10 protein-coding genes and 1 pseudogene are annotated in these 16,294 nt (G+C 59.5%); 6 read left to right on the top strand and 5 right to left on the bottom strand.

The window, feature by feature from the left end; all coding sequences use genetic code 11:
* From Q0K10_RS09200 to Q0K10_RS09180, 5 genes and pseudogenes are all read right to left on the bottom strand, one after another.
* On the bottom strand, positions 1 to 958 hold a 958-nt coding region (locus Q0K10_RS09200; protein WP_294506173.1), incomplete at its 3' end, for a tetratricopeptide repeat protein.
* A gap of 348 nt (positions 959 to 1,306) precedes the next feature.
* On the bottom strand, positions 1,307 to 4,201 hold the full coding sequence (locus Q0K10_RS09195; RefSeq protein WP_294506171.1) for a hypothetical protein: 2,895 nt from the start codon (positions 4,199 to 4,201) through the stop codon (positions 1,307 to 1,309).
* Positions 4,198 to 4,935, bottom strand: a complete 738-nt coding sequence (locus Q0K10_RS09190; protein ID WP_294506169.1) for a LamG-like jellyroll fold domain-containing protein — start codon at positions 4,933 to 4,935, stop codon at positions 4,198 to 4,200. The genes Q0K10_RS09195 and Q0K10_RS09190 overlap by 4 nt, the downstream gene beginning before the upstream one ends.
* Positions 4,936 to 5,440: 505 nt before the next feature.
* A pseudogene (locus tag Q0K10_RS15610) lies at positions 5,441 to 5,638 on the bottom strand (DUF1559 domain-containing protein); the annotation flags it as partial.
* An 11-nt stretch (positions 5,639 to 5,649) separates the two neighbouring features.
* Complete coding sequence (locus Q0K10_RS09180; RefSeq protein ID WP_294506166.1) at positions 5,650 to 6,720, bottom strand: substrate-binding domain-containing protein; 1,071 nt, start codon at positions 6,718 to 6,720, stop codon at positions 5,650 to 5,652.
* Between the two features lie 291 nt (positions 6,721 to 7,011).
* Here Q0K10_RS09180 and Q0K10_RS09175 point away from each other — a divergent pair, with 291 nt between their 5' ends.
* From Q0K10_RS09175 to Q0K10_RS09150, 6 genes are all read left to right on the top strand, one after another.
* Complete coding sequence (locus Q0K10_RS09175) at positions 7,012 to 8,181, top strand: acetylxylan esterase (RefSeq protein ID WP_294506164.1); 1,170 nt, start codon at positions 7,012 to 7,014, stop codon at positions 8,179 to 8,181.
* A 9-nt stretch (positions 8,182 to 8,190) separates the two neighbouring features.
* On the top strand, positions 8,191 to 9,252 hold the full coding sequence (locus Q0K10_RS09170; protein WP_294506162.1) for an SGNH/GDSL hydrolase family protein: 1,062 nt from the start codon (positions 8,191 to 8,193) through the stop codon (positions 9,250 to 9,252).
* Between the two features lie 63 nt (positions 9,253 to 9,315).
* A complete protein-coding gene (locus tag Q0K10_RS09165; protein WP_294506160.1) occupies positions 9,316 to 10,014 on the top strand; it encodes a response regulator transcription factor in 699 nt (232 codons plus the stop codon).
* Position 10,015: 1 nt separating this feature from the next.
* Positions 10,016 to 11,773: an ATP-binding protein gene (locus Q0K10_RS09160; RefSeq protein WP_294506158.1), complete on the top strand. Its 1,758-nt coding sequence runs from the start codon at positions 10,016 to 10,018 to the stop codon at positions 11,771 to 11,773.
* A 137-nt stretch (positions 11,774 to 11,910) separates the two neighbouring features.
* The gene (locus Q0K10_RS09155) at positions 11,911 to 13,083 is read left to right on the top strand and encodes an efflux RND transporter periplasmic adaptor subunit (RefSeq protein ID WP_294506156.1); all 1,173 of its coding nucleotides are present in this window, start codon (positions 11,911 to 11,913) and stop codon (positions 13,081 to 13,083) included.
* 13 nt (positions 13,084 to 13,096) lie between these two features.
* Positions 13,097 to 16,246 (top strand): efflux RND transporter permease subunit, encoded by a 3,150-nt coding sequence (locus Q0K10_RS09150; protein ID WP_294506154.1) that lies wholly within the window; start codon positions 13,097 to 13,099, stop codon positions 16,244 to 16,246.
* Positions 16,247 to 16,294: the final 48 nt, after the last annotated feature.

Below are 16,294 nucleotides of genomic sequence, written 5' to 3'. Positions count from 1 at the left end.
GTTTCACCCCCTCGCCGTTCTCATACATCACGCCGAGATTGTACTGCGCGGACGAGTGTTCCTGTTCCGCTGCGAGGCGATAGTACTTCACCGCCTCGACATCATTCTCGTCGACTCCCTCGCCCACGTCATATGACACGGCAAGATTGTACTGGGCATCCGCAAACCCCTGCTCCGCCGCAAGGCGATAGTACCTCACCGCCTCCGCGAAATCCTGCGGCACGCCACGACCGTTGTCGTACATCACCCCGAGAAAGTACTGCCCCTGCGCGTCTCCCTGCTCCGCCGCCAGACGATACCATTTCGCGGCCTCCGCGAAATCCTGTTCCACCCCCTCGCCGTTCTCATAGGCCAGACCCAGATTGCATTGCGCGAGAGAGTCCCCCTGCTCCGCTGCAAGGCGATAGTACTTCACCGCCTTCTCAAGATCCCGTTCTACCCCCTCGCCATGTTCGTAGGCTGCGCCGAGATTGTTCTGAGCCCACGCAAATCCCTGATCCGCGGCCAGACGATACCATTTCGCGGCCTCCACGTGATCCTGCGGAACGCCTTCGCCGTTGTCATACATCACGCCCAGGTGATATTGCCCCTGCGCGTCTCCCTGCTCCGCCGCTTTCCGAAACCACTGCGCGGCCTCCGCGTCATCCTGCGGAACTCCCGCCCCAATGCAGTATGCCAATCCCAGATTACGCTGCGCGATCACGTTGCCGGCCTCCGCGGTTTTGCGGAACTCCGCCATCGCGGCGGCGTATTCGGGTTGTTTCAGGAACTCCGGGCCAGTCGCGGCGAGCGCATCCCCCAGGCTGGAAATCGCAACATTCGTCTCCGCCGTCGCCATCGCACGAATCAGCTCTGGAATCGCGGAATACCCGCTCTGCGCAAGTTCCTCATATTTCGCCGAGTCCTCCCGGGAAGGCGGTTCTCCAGCAACGCAAACCACACAAACCAGTATCAACACGGCCCCTGCGATTCTCCTCAACAGCATGGCATTCCTGTTGCAAATCAATTTCAGAACCTCCAAGTTTTCTCTTTTCTCCTGTCGGACGGAAAAAAAATAGCACCAAACCGGGCTGTTTGCAACCCAGGTTCAGTGCTATTGTTCCAAGGAAAAACCCGCTGTCGAACGGTTTGCGGGAAATCGCTTTCCCGGAGCCGGTCTCAGCGATGAAACTTGAATCGCCCGAAACTTGACGGCCCCGCCGGCCACCCCTCGATCCCCGTAGCGAAGAGATTCACCTTCCAAACCGACCTCCCGCCCCGGATGAGCGCCGGAACGGGAGATTTTTTCCGGGATGTTCAGGGAGAGCTACAGCAGCACCCCCCAGCCGAACTCGTCCGGATTCTTCGAACGGCCGATGCCGCCCATCCATTCAATCCAGCGGACGCGCCCCTGGCCGTCGTTCTCATTCACGAGGAACGAGAAGCGGAAGAGCGTGCCGGAACGGTCGGCGATGCCGAGTTTCTCCAACGGCAGCGAAACCTCATAGAGCGTGACGTTTCCGGTGCGTTTCACGCTGACCGGGACCTTCCACTCTTCCGCCGACGCAGGAGCGGGAACGACGGAAGCGTAAGCAGCTCCCCCGCCATCCTCCCCGGAAAGCGTGATCTCCGTAAACGCACCGTCAAGATTCTGGAAGCCGATCTGGATGCTGTCATCCCTCCAGCCCTCTTCCGGTTTCGAATTCATGACGTGCCGGTCGTCGGTCACACGGGCGACGATCCGCAATGCACCGTTTTCCCGCGTCATCGCAAGGTCACAGGAGAGATCCGCCGCCCCCTTCCAGCGCGGAATCGCCGGATCGAACGTCAGCTCATGGACCCGGTCGAGCGTGTCAAGCACGATATGCGCTGCCGCAGTCCGTCCCGCCGCCACCGGATAACCGACATTCACCGCCAGCGGCACCGTCAAAGAGAGCTTCCCGCTGCCGGCTTTGAGTTTCACCTCCCGGTCGAGAGAGAAAATCCCGTTCACCGCATCCGCGGGAACCGCGACCGGAATGGAAAGAACCCGTTTCTCTCCGGCGGCAAGTTCGACCGGGGCATTCCCTTCGACCACAACCCGGGCCGGAACGGAGAACGGATTCCGAAGTGCCAGCGGCACCGACACTTCGCTCCCGGCACGCGCCCCCGTCACCTGCGTCTGTTCCGCCACGGCCGCCGCCAGACGGAAGCCCCCCAGCGGATAACTCACATAAACCGGGTCTTCCACCGGGATCGTCACAAACGGCGCATTCAGCCGCGACTCCTTCCCGAAGATTCCCGCAACCGTAACTTCGCCGCGACCCTCCAGCGAAAGGAGCTGGCGGGTCCCCGCCACCTTCGGCCAGAGCGCAAGAACCTCCCGATTCCCCTTCTCATCCTTGAACCGGTAGATCTCCAGAGCTCCCGTGCCGGAGAGAAGTTCGCCCTGCCCGGTGTTCCCGAGCCGGCGGATCAGCTCGTTGTAGGCGACGAACGACGGTTTCGGGCGGTTGTCGCTCGTGACAAGCCCGAACGAATCGTCCGCTTCGAAATCCATGTCCCAGTAATCCTGAAGCGTGAACCAGGTGTAGAACTCCGTATGACGGCTTTTCGCATAGACGATCTTCTTGACGAGCGTCACGGCGTGACGCTTGATCGTGTCGACCGTGTAACCGCTGCGGTCGCCCGTCTCCGTGTTGCAGACCGGCAGATCGACTCCGGCTTCCGCGAGCCATTTCTCCAGCAGCTCCTGCCGCTCGACGTAGTTCAGGAGGCTTCCGTGCGCGTGGAAGCAGGCGACGTCGTAAAGTCCCTTGCCGCGGGAGTACATATCACGCGAAAAGTTCTTCTTCTCCTTCGGATGGATGATTGTAACCCCGCCGGTCGCGATCCGGATTTCCGGGGCATTCTCCTTCTGGGCGGCGCGCACGATCTTCAGCGCGTCGAGATAGCCGTCAAGCGTCCCGATCAGGAATCCGAGGTCCGGCTCGTTCCAGAACTCGAAATACTGGACATTCGGATAGTTCCGCAGACAGCGGAACACCTTGTCCATGTGGCCCCGGAACGCCTCCGGCTTCGTGGGCAGCCCGCGCCACAGCTCCTTCTCCTGCGTATAGGCAGGCACTCCTTCGGTATAGGAGACGCAGGCGATCATGCCCGCATCGCGATTGCTCCGGAGGATCTTCTCGTACCCTTCGAAATTCGTCACTTCGCCGTTGTCGAGGCGGTTGCCGGTGATGCCGAGCCGTTCGATGTCGAACCCGGCCATCTTCATCCACTCGTAATGCAGGGCGTTTTCCGCCTCGCAGTTCCAGATGGAGGTGTCCTGGATGCCGAACCACATCGGGTGTGAATTTTTCCGCCCGTTGTTCGGGTGGAACGCCGCGATCCAGTCCGTATAGTCGCTGCGGACTTTGCCGGATGTGAATTCGATGATCATCGGGTAGCAGCCGATCTCAAGCGCCGGAAGCGGCACGTCGAGAACCGCACTGCCGAACGGCGGGACAGCAAGAGGAAATGTCCGGTCCATCACCGTCCGGTCCTTCCAGTCAAGAAGGCGGCAGCGCACCGTTCCTTCGACCTTCCCCGCGGAGGCGTTCCGGAAGCGATACGAGGTTTTCCCCGGTTTTCCCGGCTCGGTCGCCAGCGAAGAGAGAACAGGGCGGATCGAAATCCGGCGACGGCGGCTTACATCCCCGGTCATGGCGATGTCATCCACCAGAATGTAACCGCTGCCGGAAATCCCTTCCGCTTCGAAGTGCACTTTCACAAGTTTAAAGGGGCCGGTATGCGTCTTCGCGGCCTCCCCGACCTCGGCGCGGCAGCGACGCCACCCCTGCCCGGAAAATGGCGCACTCCCGGTACGGAACTGTTTTCCCCCGGCGTCTTCGAGTGTAAACGAGAAACGTCCCGTCACACCGCGCGGATCGACGTCGAGTTCCACTCCGTCGGCAAACACCTCCGGCTGTCCCGCCTTCGCCCGGACAAAATCGAGCGCGCTCCTCTGCGCCGGATCGGCGAAGTGAAACAGCAGTTTGCCCGCATAACCGTCATCGCGCGACGCATCCGGCGTTCCACCGAGGCAGAGGTCGGCTCCGAACCACTTTCCCGGCGTCACATTCCGGACGCCGTTGGTCCGCCAGGTTCCGACGTCGGAGAAATCCTCCACAATCAGCCGGTCGGCCGCCCCGGCCGACGCACATAACGCCGCAAGCGCAGCAGGAATCCACAGATGCTTCATTTCGACTCCAACGGTTCAATCTCATCGATCCACTCCGCGGAGAGCGGGGACGCATAGACGCGGATCTCATCGATCTGCATCTTCTGCGCCGAACTCGCTTTCAGGCGGCCGACCATAAGACTTTGAAACGCATCGAGTTTCGGCATCGGGGAATTGCGCTCCGCAGTCTTGCCGTCGACAAAGAGCGTCACTTTCTTCGTCTTGCCGTTGAAGGTGATCGCGACATTCGCGTATTCTCCGACCGTGACCGGCAGGTGGCCGGACGCCATGCCGGTTTCAAGCTTTTCCGGCCCCTTGGCCCGTGAACCGATTCCCTTGGATGTGAAGAACGGCGTCAGAACCAGCTGCGCCCAGTCGCCGGGGGTGACCGCATTGACCAGACCGAAGCTGAAAAACGGCTCGTTGGCAGGAGCGTTCAGATACTTGATCCGGCACCAGATCGTGCCGCCCTCGGCGAGCCCCGCGAACTTTTCCGACGCCGAGTTGATCGCGTCGCTGAAAAGGATCACGCCGCCGCCGAGAGTCACGGAACCATCCGCGTTGCAGCTGAAACTCGGATCGCTGCCGATGGAGCTGCGTTTGAGAACCAGCCCGCCGACATCGTCGGTCAGCGCTTTCTCCTCACTGGAATTGTCGTTGAAACTCCAGCGGGCAAGCAACCCCTGGGTGAAGTCCGCCTGTGCCGAAAACACTCCCAGCATCAGCGCCGCCGCAATCATTCCGCTTTTCTTCATGACAGTTTCCACCTTTCCTTCATTTCAAGGTCAAATAATATTCCACTTCGTTATAGCCGACCGTGGTCACATGCATATCAACTGCAAGCACATTGTCCCGCTTGTTGTGGCGCACCGGGGAAAGATTGTCCACTCCTCCCACCGCTCCGGCATTGTACAAATAGGTATTGCTGGGAAGAGCCGCCTCATTGTATCCGGCATCGATCGCCAGCAGGATTCGGGAGAGTGCGACATTCCGATAGGCTCCGTTGTTCATACTGTTGATCTTACCGAGTTTGACGCCGTCGGAACGGGTCGTCGTATAATCGAACGTGTTGGTCCGGTAGGAAACAATGTCACGCTGATTCGAAGGACAGAACATCACGCATCCGGGCCGCTGCCCGTAGATGGCATAATTGTATTCATTCGTGCCGACTTTTCCATCGTATCCGATATAGCTTCTCAACCGGTACTGCCAGCAGTTCAGCGGCCACGCCAAGTCTCCGGTGGAGCGTCCCACTGCGATCTGGTCGTTAAAATCCCCGGCGTACTGGGTCTCTGCCAGACCGATCTGCTTGAGGTTGTTCATGCAGCTCGTCCCGCGCGCCCGCTCCCGCGCCTGATTCAATGCAGGCAGCAGCATCGACGCAAGAATCGCGATGATCGCAATTACCACCAGCAATTCGATCAATGTAAATTTCCTCACACCTGTTCCACCAGTCATTCCGAACATTTTCATATTGCCATTTCCTCTTGTTTGGGTGAAAATTTCTTTACGGATGTACGCTCGGCGACAACGGGAGAAACCTCGATGTGACCCGGCAGTTTCCTCCGGTGCCGCAGACGGTCTTCTATGATATCGAAAATCCTGCAGGCCATTTCGGATCGCGGAGTATAAACACTGGACAGCCCGCTCTCCGCCCCGAGGGTGTTGCCGAATCCGAGCACGCTCAAATCCTCCGGCACCCGGATGCCGAGCTCGTCGAGAGCCTGAAGCGCCCCGGCCGCACTTCCATCGCTGACCACAAACAGAGCCGAGATGTCCGGCACTCCGCCTCGGAAATGTTCGAGGACATACCGGTAGGCATTCTCCGAGGAACTTTCCCCGGAAACGGTGCAGCAGTCGAACAGCTCCACCCGGCAGAGATTGGTCCGCGCGCTCAACGAAAACCCATTCACCAGCTCGCTGACCGAAAAAAGATGCGGCTCCGAAAAAAGCACCCCGAGTTTCCGATGCCCCGCCTGGTAGAGATGGTTCGCCGCTACGGCGCCCGCTTCGGAGTTGTTGCCGCACACGTAGCAGATCTCCTCCACCCGGACGATGGAACGGCTGATGACCACCGGCACACAGCAGCGATGAATCCTCGTAATCTGCTCAAGGGAGAGAAAGTCGTTGGGCAGGCCGTCGATCACAATCGCATCCGCCTCGAATCCATCCAGTTTCGCGCAGATGTTCTCCTTGAAATTGAAACGGCGCAACTCAAAACACATTCCGCGAAGCAGCGACTCCTTCCTCAGAAGTTCGATCATCTCGGCAATCCCGCGGCTCGGCCAGTCATTCGCCAGCAGCAGAACTTTCGGCGGGGTTTCCGCCGCAGGACGGCGCACAAATGTCCCCCGCCCGACGAACGATTCAATCAACCCGAGTTCACGCAGTTTGCGCACCCCCGCGGTCACCGTCGCCTGACTGACTCCGTACTCTTCCATAAGCCGGCGAACCGACGGAAACTCCGCCCCGTCCGGCATCGCCGAAATTCGCAGGCGCAACAGCCGGAACAATTCATCGCCTTTGTTTTCCACCAACATCGTGCCAACCACTCTTCAATGTGTTTATCAACGATACACTTTGCCCGCTTCCCTGCCGCCTGGAAAAAGCGGAGGGAGAAAAAATTCAGGTGTGTCTATTCTCGATACACTTTAATTATACCACATTCGCCAGTGAAAAACAACAGTTCTTTCAAAAAAAATCGTGTTTTTTTCGATTTTCAACGGGAAGATTTGAGAGTTCTCCGGAAAAAGCGGAATCCGGGATTGCAAATGCGGTTTGCCGCGTTATATTGATTGCAAACACAGTCCGAAACAACCCGGAGTTTCATTATGACGACCGCCACCGCCTTTGGCGACGTGACACTTTTTCACCGGCTTCCGAAGCGCCATCCCGCCCCCGGCTTTGAAGCCGAAGGGGTTGAAGCGTTTTTCTACGACGGCCCCTGCTGCGGGGGACGCGCCACCCGGATCTTCGCCTGGTATGGACGGCCGGAAAACGCCTCGCCGGAACATCCGGTTCCGGGCGTGGTGCTCATCCACGGCGGCGGAGCGACCGCCCTTCCCGACTGGGTCCGGCTCTGGAATTCGCACGGATTCGCCGCCATAAGCATGGACACCTGCGGCGGCGTCCCCGCCTGGAATGAAAATCCCTACTGTCGCCCGCAGTGGCCTCGCCATGCGCACTCGGGACCGGCGGGCTGGGGCAATCTGGCCGACTCGGAGCAGCCTCCCGCGGAACAGTGGATGTTTCATGCGGTCGCTTCGGCACTCCTCGCCCGCACGCTGCTCGCGTCGTTTCCGGAGGTTGACGCAGGAAACATCGGTCTCACCGGCATCTCCTGGGGAGCGGTGATCGGCTGCAACGCCGCCGGGCTTGAGGAACGTTTCCGGTTTACAATTCCCGTCTACGGGTGCGGATTTTTCAATCTCCCCGAATCCAGGCTCGTCGGCACTGGCGAGAGCGACAGACAACGCGACAGGTGGTTTCAACTCTGGGATCCGGGCCGACACCTCTCCGCCGCGGCGATGCCGTTCCTGTGGCTCACCGGCGCCGAGGACTCGGCCTTTCCGCTCCCGGCCTGGCAGCGTTCGAGTGCGGCATCGCGGGGAACGGTCTGTCGTTCCCTGCGGATCGACTATCCGCACGACCACACCCGCTGCTGGAGTTCAAAGACCATTTTCGACTTTGCACGCTCCACGGTCGAAGGCAAACGTTTGCCGTCATTCGGGCCGGTGAGCCGCGACGGAGAGAACCTGCACGTCCGATTCGATCGCGCGGGCCGGGGAATTCGCTCCGTGGAACTCTGCTTCACCCGGGCCGCCGGAGCGTGGCAGGATCGCCGCTGGCACACTCTGCCGGCGAAAGCCGACGGCGACGAAATCTCCGCGGAACTCCCGCAGCTCACTACGGCTGTCTTTTTTCAGTGCCGCGACGCAAACGGCGCGCTGTGGAGCTCCGAACTCCTTGAAATTCACCACCGGAACCCGATGCAAACATGAGGTTTTGCCATGTCTCTTCTCTGGAATCGTAAAACCGGCGTCGTCCGCCGGGAAAGCTGTATGTTCGCCGGAACGGACTCCGTCCGATTGCTGTTCCCCGCCTCGGAACTGCTCCGGATCGCATGCCCCGCTCTCGGGACCGAATATCAGTCTGGATGCGACTGTTCGCTCTCTCCCGACGGCCGGACGCTGAAGTTGGAACCCGGCTCCCGGATTCCGCACCTCACAGAGCGGGAACTCCATCCGGCAGAGCCGGAAGCACGTTTTTACCCCGCGCCGGACGCCAATGCGATCGAAGGCGGAATCGACGGGCGCAACCTCCTCTTCGACCGGAGGAATTTCTTCGCCCGCCACCAGATCGAAGTCGACTACCGCAGCGACGAAATCGACTTCCGCTCAGAACTCGCCCCGCAGAGAGACCGGCTGCCCCGCTGCCGCGCCCGGCTCGCCCGCCGCGAACGGCTGAACATCACCGTCATCGGCGACAGCATAAGCGAAGGATACAATGCGACCGCCTTCGTCGGGTCTCCCCCTTTTGAGCCCCCCTATCCGGAACTCGTCCGCAGGGAGCTTGCCGAACGGTTCGGGACGACGGTCGAACTTCGCAACCGCGCCATCGGCGGAACCGGCTGTCGCCAGGCGGCCGACATCGCGGACTCCTGGCTCGGAGACCGGCCTGATCTGCTCATCGTCGCCTACGGGATGAACGATTTCGCGCACCTCTCCGCAACGGAATTCATCCGGATCATGGCGGAGATCCGCGAACGCTGCCGCCGCACATCGCCCAATACGGAGTATCTCTTCGTCGCCTCGATGAGCGGGAATCCGCAATGGCGGCTGACTCCGCCGGGGCCGGATGCGGAGTACGCCGCCGCCCTCCGGGAATTCGTCGCGGGCTCTCCCGGCGACACGGCTCTGGCCGATGTGCACAAGGTGTGGAGCAGGATTCTGGAACGGAAGAGCTTCTACGACCTCACCGGCAACGGCGTCAACCATCCGAACGACTACGGCCACCGGATCTACGCGAGCGTACTGGTCGCACTGTTCGATCCGGCGGAAGGCAGCTTCTGAGCCGGAAGACTTGACAAAATCGTTCCGGACAACTATCTTGTAAAAAAAAGAGAGGAGAACAGTTTGAGTGCAAATCCGAAAATCCTGATGATCGAGGATGATCCCTCCATCTGCGACATGACGAAGATGAACCTCAACATGAACGGATACCAGCAGGTGTTCTGCGCGATGGACGGGAAAGAGGGACTTGCACTCGCGGCGAAGATCGTTCCCGACCTGATCCTGCTGGACGTCATGCTGCCGGAGATCGACGGGTTGACCGTCTGCCGCTGTTTGAAGAACACGCCCGGGCTCTCCTCCATACCGATCATCATGCTGACGGCGAAGGGCGAGGAGAACGACATCGTGCTCGGACTGGAGATGGGTGCGGACGACTACATCTCCAAACCGTACAGCAGCAAAGTTCTCGCGGCCCGCATCGCCGCCCGGCTTCGCGGCCGCAACACCCCCCGGATCGAAAGCCGAACGGTGACGCTTGGTGCGCTCGAAATCGATTTCGAGGCTCATTCAGCCAAAATCGACACGGAGCCGGTCGCCCTGACGCCGGACGAATTCAACACCCTTGCGCTGCTGGCCGGAACCCCGGGGCGGGTATTCACCCGCAACCAGATCATCCAGAAGGTCAAGGGTGAGAATTATCCGGTGACGGCGCGCGCGATCGACATGCACATCGTGAATCTGCGCAAAAAGCTCGGCGACTGGGCCGATCATATCGAGACCGTCCGCGGCGTCGGCTACCGGATTGCAGCGGAGCAGGCGTGAAATGGCCCGGCGAGACTCCGTTTTTCTTTTCATTCCGGCGCTGATCGGTGGAATCATCGTCATTTCGATCTTTCTGCTGGACATTCAGCTCGCGAACTTTCAGGAGGCGTATTTCCGCGAAGTCGCCGACGAGACCAGGCGGAACAACTACTTTCTCGTCCGCTTCTGCAAGGAGCAGCTCGAAACAGGCAATCTGGAGAATCTGCGGCGGCTTTTCCGCAGCCGGGGCGCAAATCCGATGGTCGCAAAAATCATCGCCCGCGGCAAGGGACTCGTGGTCGAAACGGAAAATTCCCCCGACTACCTGGCCGAACATCTCCGGACACCGGAAGTGCGCGGAATCTTCCGGCAGAACGAGCAGGAGGATGTTCTCGTCAAATATGATGAACCGCTCCAGTCTTTCATGATCTACCACTCCGCCCACTTCCGGGTGGGGGGACAGGAGTATCTGCTGCTCATGGCCGCGAAATGCAACAGCATGACCATGCTCATGCGGCAGACCCGTCGAAGCATGATTGTGCTGACCGTGTTCGGACTTCTCTCTGCGGCGGTTCTCATCGCCTACTTCGTCTATCTCGTCCGTTCGCCGCTGAACCGGCTTTTCGCGAGCATGTCGAAGATCGCGGCCGGAGAACTCGAATATCCGATCTATGTTCCACGCCACGGCATCGTACACGAAATCGCACTGTGCCTGCAAAGTCTGACCGACCAGCTGAAGAAACAGATCGTCTCCCTGCGCGATGACGCGAGCGAACGCAAAGCGATCCTCGACGCCCTGACCGAAGCGATTCTGCTCATCAACGCAGAGGAACGGGTTGAACGGTGCAACCGGACCGCCTGCCGGCTCTTCTACCCCGGTGCGGATCCGGCCGCCCCGGGCACGCCGGAGTGTCCGCCCGAACTCCTGGATTTCATCCGCTCCACGGATGATGCCGGAATCCGTTCCGGGGAGTTCCGCATCCGGAGCGGAGAAAAAAAGCTGCAGATGTTCGTCAATGCCGTCTCATTCACGCGGGAGGGGAACCGGTATGTCCTCGTCACGCTCACGGATCTTTCGGACATCCGCAAACTCGAAGCGGACCGCACGGAATTCATCGCCGCGATCTCGCATGAGATGAAAACCCCGCTGACCGGCATCGTCGGCGCCGTCGACGCGATCAACAACGGCGCGCTCGACAACGAGGAGTATAAATCCCGCTGTATCCGGACTCTGACGCTGCAATCGGAACGGCTGCACGCGCTGCTCCAGAACTTTCTTACGCTGAACGCGCTCGAAACCATGCGCCGCGACGGGGAGAACGATTTTCTCCCGGTCCGGCCGCAGGCGGTGATCCGCAGCTCCATCGAAGTGTGCAAGCCCGATGCGGAAACCGCCGGAATCGAACTCGTCGCCGGAACATGTCCCGAACTGGAACTGCCCGGAGACGCGCTGCTGCTTCAGCAGGCGCTGAATAATTTGATCCGCAACGCGATCCTCCACAGCGGGACCTCGAAAATCGAGGTCTCCGCCACGCTTCTGCCGGATCAGACACTCGATTTCCGTGTACGGGATTACGGCTGCGGCATCGCGCCGGAACATGTCGACCGCATCTTCAAACGATTTTACCGCGTTCCTTCCAGCCACACCCGGCAGAACGGCAACGGCATCGGCCTGGCGATCGTCAAACACGTTGCGCTCCACCACGGAGGGAGCGTATCCGTCGACACCCGCCCCGGAGAAGGGGCCTGTTTCCATCTGCGAATCCCCGTCCCGGCATAACCGCACGCCTCAGGCGGACGATTTGTCGCACCTGAATCAGTATTTTGTCAAGATTCTGTCAAGGTCATTGCAACCTTCTTCCCACGTGCTATTTTATAGAAATGACCATTTAACAACACTCCTGGGGGGGAGGATTCATGCACACATTATTGCGCTCATTGTCGTGCATCGCCGCAGCAGGAATCGTGCTGGCACACTGCGGCGGATGCGGGAAAGAACAGAAAAAGGAGATCGCTGAACGTGAGATCCGCGTCACGCTCAAGCCGCTGGAAAAACGGGTGTTCCGCCACCAGATTCCGGTACAGGGGACAGTCTGGCCGGTCGAATATGCCGTTCTTTCCGCAAAGATCAGCGGAACGCTTGAACTCCTGAAGGTCGACGAGGGGGATGTCCGAAAAAAGGGAGACACGCTCTTTGGCATCGACCGCCAGATCCTGAAGAACCAGGTCACGGTCCGCGAGGATGAGATCAAGGTCAAGCAGGCCGAACTCGAAAGCGCGAAACTTTCGCTGCAGAGCGCGAAGATCCTGGAGGAAAAGGCGACGCTCGACTACAAGCGATTCCTCTCGCTGTGGAGCTCGAAAGCGACCAGCGAAAGCGAATTCGAAACCTACGAGACCAACTATAAAAAAGCCGAGACCGACGTCAACTCCGCCCAGGCCGCGATCGTCAACGCCGAGGCTCAGCTCAAACAGGCCGAGGGGAATCTCGTCATCGCCAGAAAAAATCTCGATGACTCGATCGTCTACGCTCCGTTCGACTGCGTGGTTACGGACAAATACGTCGAGGAGAACGAATATGTCGTCACCGGTCAGAACATCCTGCGACTCGAAAATCCCGGGGAACAGGAGGTGATCTGCTACATCAGCGCCGGTTATTACGATATGGTCAAAGCCGGCACGACGCCGGTGATCTTCGCACTCGACGGCGTGGAGAAAGGGCGCGGCGTCGTGACTTACAAGGCGCCGAGCATCGATCCCGAAAGCCGCACGTTCAAGCTCAAGGTGCAGGTGCCCCGGGAAATCCAGCTCGTGAGCGGAACCTTGTGTGACCTGAACATCATCCTCGAAGAGAAGGAGGCCTATGGACTCCCGGCCGACGCGATGCTGCTGCGCGCAAACGACCGCTACATCGTCTACGCAATCGACAAGGAGAATCGAGCGAAAAGCATCGACGTTGTCCGCGGCATCGTCGACGGCAAATACTGCGAAGTGGTGAATGCGGACAACCTTCTGAACGAACGCATCGTGGTGACGGGTCAAACCTTTGTGAACAACGGTTCGCTGCTGCGGCCGATCAACGCGGAATAACGGAGGGACGGCCATGTTTCTGAGTAAATGGTCCGTCCAGCGTCCGATTGCGATGACGGCGCTCATCATTGTTCTGGTGATGATCGGAATCAGCCTCTATCCCCGGCTCAGCATCGACCTGCTGCCGAACATGGAGATTCCGACCGTACTTGTGCGGTGCGAATACCAGGGGGCCAGTCCGACTGAAATCGAAGTTGAAATCGCCAAGCGCATCGAGGACGCGGTTTCGTCTCTGGACGGAATCAAGCATATCACAAGCATGTCCATGGAGGATGAAGCGCGGATTCAGCTTGAATTCAACATGGGTACGGACGTGGACATCGCCGCGACCGAAATCCGGGAAGCTCTGAACCGCATTCGCGAAGACCTCCCCGACGGCGCGAACGAACCGACGATCCGCAAGATCGACACGAATGCGACCACGGTTTCCCAGGTGTTTCTCGTCGGCGACCGCACCCAGGATGATCTTTACGACTACGCCGATGACGTGATCGCCGACCGGTTCGCCTCCGTTCCCGGAGTCGGAGAAGTGCGCGTCTACGGTGCGAACGAGATGCAGATCCACGTGCTGCTGAATCGGGAAAAGCTCACGGCGATGAATCTTTCCATCAACGACGTCGTCTCGAAACTGCGCGAGAACAACGTCCGCGAGCCGCTCGGGCGCATCCAGTTCGACAAGGGCGAAAAAAACGTCACGTTCAATGGCGACTTCAAGGATGTTGAGCAGATCAAAGCGCTGGAAGTCGGGAAATTCAAGGACAAGCGCGTCTACCTGCGCGATGTTGCGGACGTAAAGCTGATGAGCCGGGAGGTGCGCAGCAAGGCCTATGTCAACGGTCAGCCTGCCGCCCGGTTCAAGATCGTCAAAAAAGGCGAGGCGAACGCGATCGAAGTGATCCGAGGCATCCGTCAGCGATTCGACCAGATGGTTGCGAACGGCGAACTGCCGACCGGGATGGAGCTCTTCTGGTTCACTGACTCGGGAGCTTTCATCCAGGCGTCGGTCGACGATGCTTGGAGCAGCATCATCACGGGCATCATTCTGACGGCGGTGCTGCTGTTCCTCTTCCTGCACGAACCGAAATCGACTTTCATCGTCATGGTATCGATGCCGATTTCGGTGATTGTGACGTTCGCGGTGATGGTGTGGTTCAACTACTCGTTCAACATCATGACGCTGCTGTCGCTCGGGTGTTCGGTCGGCGTTCTGGTGACGAACTCGATCGTCGTCATTGAGAACATCTTCAAGCACATCGACAAGGGCGAACCGATCAAAACCGCTGCCGAACGCGGAACGGGGGAAGTCATCGCGGCGGTCTCGGCCAGCGCGCTCACAAACGTGGTGGTTTTCGTTCCGGTGATGATGATGACGACCCGGATCGGCAGCATGATGGTGCCGTTCGCCGGGGTGATGGTCGGGGCGACGCTGGTTTCGCTCTTCATCAGCTTCACGCTGACCCCGATTCTCGCATGTGTGCTGCTGAAGCAGAAAAAACGGAAAAAGGCCGATGAACCAGAGAAGAAGAGTCTGCTGCAACGCATATTCGTTCCGTGGGATCTCGGCTATGACTGGCTCTGCCGGAAATTTGACCGCTCCATCGAATGGACGGCGCGTCATCCGATTCTGCTGATGGCGGCGGTAGTGGCGCTGGCACTCTCAACCGTGCTCTTTATTGTGCCCAAGGTGGGGCTGTCATTTCTGCCGTTCTGCGACCAGGGGGAGATCCGGATCAAACTCGAGTTTCCGACCAACTACAATCTTGAGACGACCGACAAGCTCATCCGGGAAGCGGCCGATCATCTGAAAAAGTTCGACTTCATCCGCGGCATGTCGATCACGATCGGCGACTCGGACGGTGGTTCCGGGCAGGTGAATTCCGCGGTCTACCTCGGGCAGATCACGTTGAAAACCTCGGAAAAATTCGAGCGGGAGGAGACGATTTACGATCTGCTCGCGCAAGTACGGGAAGAGCTATCCTACCTCGACAACTGCCGTCTGACATTGTCGATTCCGTCGACGTTCGGCGGCAGTGGCGCGGAGATCCGCTGCGTGATGAACGGTAATGATCTTGAGGTGCTTGAGAACGCCGAGATGACCGTCATGGAAAAACTGCCGACCCTGGGCATCACGCGCGATCTTGATTCGAGCCGCCGTGAACGCAAGCCGAACATCAACATCACGCCGCGCCGGACCGTGCTTCAGAATCTCGACATGTCGGCCAACGAGTTGTATGAATATCTGCTCGGGTCGCTGGACGGCATCGAAGTCGGGGATTTCCGCAGCGGCACGCGCACGTTCGACATCCGGGTGAAAAACGCCAAGGAGTATGGGGAAGAGCAGCTCCGCCAGGCGGCTCCCGCGGTCAAGGACAACAATCCGCTCGGCGTGGAGGCTCTTGCGGAAATCACCGAGGACACCCGTCCTGTGGTCATCAACCGCTACGACAAGATCCGGACCATGTGGCTCTACGCGAACACGGCGCCGGGGATGGCGCTCGGCACGGTCTCCCAGACGATCGGGGAAATCGCGCTGGAGGCGCTGCCGCCGGGCTATGGCGTCCGAATGAGCGGGAACGTCGAACTCATGAATGAGACGGCCCGGGAATTCGGTCAGGTCATCATTCTGGCGACATTGCTGACCTATCTTCTGATTGCGGCGATCATGGAGTCCTGGACGCGCCCGTTCCTCATCATGTTCACGGTGCCGCTCGGATTCCTCGGCATGTATGCGACGCTCTGGGCGACAGGAATGTCGATGTCGCTCATGGGACTTCTCGGCGGGGTGATGATGATCGGCATCGTGGTGAACAACGCGATCCTCATCATGGACGAGTGCGCAACACTGGTTAAATCCGGAGTGACGACCCACAAGGCGATGCTGCTCGCGACCCAGTCAAAGTTCCGTCCGATCGTGATGACAAGCATCGCTTCAGTCGCCGGCATGCTGCCGATGGCACTCGGAACCGGACTCGGTTCGGAACTGCGCGCGAGCTGCGGCATGGGTGTGGTCGGCGGCCTTTCGATCGCGTCGCTGCTGACGCTCTATGTGATTCCGGCGCTCTACTTCATCTTCGTTCATGACACGGCCAAACCGCGGCGGCACCGTCTGCGCCGCCTGTTGCACCGCCTGTTGCGAAGCGGAAAAAAACCGGTCTCCGCATAACGGCAGACCGGGCCATGCTGGAGGGCGCGGGGGGAAATCTCCCGCGCC

Origin of the sequence: uncultured Victivallis sp., from assembly GCF_944391105.1 — a bacterium.
Taxonomy (GTDB): Bacteria; Verrucomicrobiota; Lentisphaeria; order Victivallales; family Victivallaceae; genus Victivallis.
The sequence above is the reverse complement of the archived record's forward strand: the minus strand, read 5'-3'. Positions and strand labels throughout refer to the sequence as shown.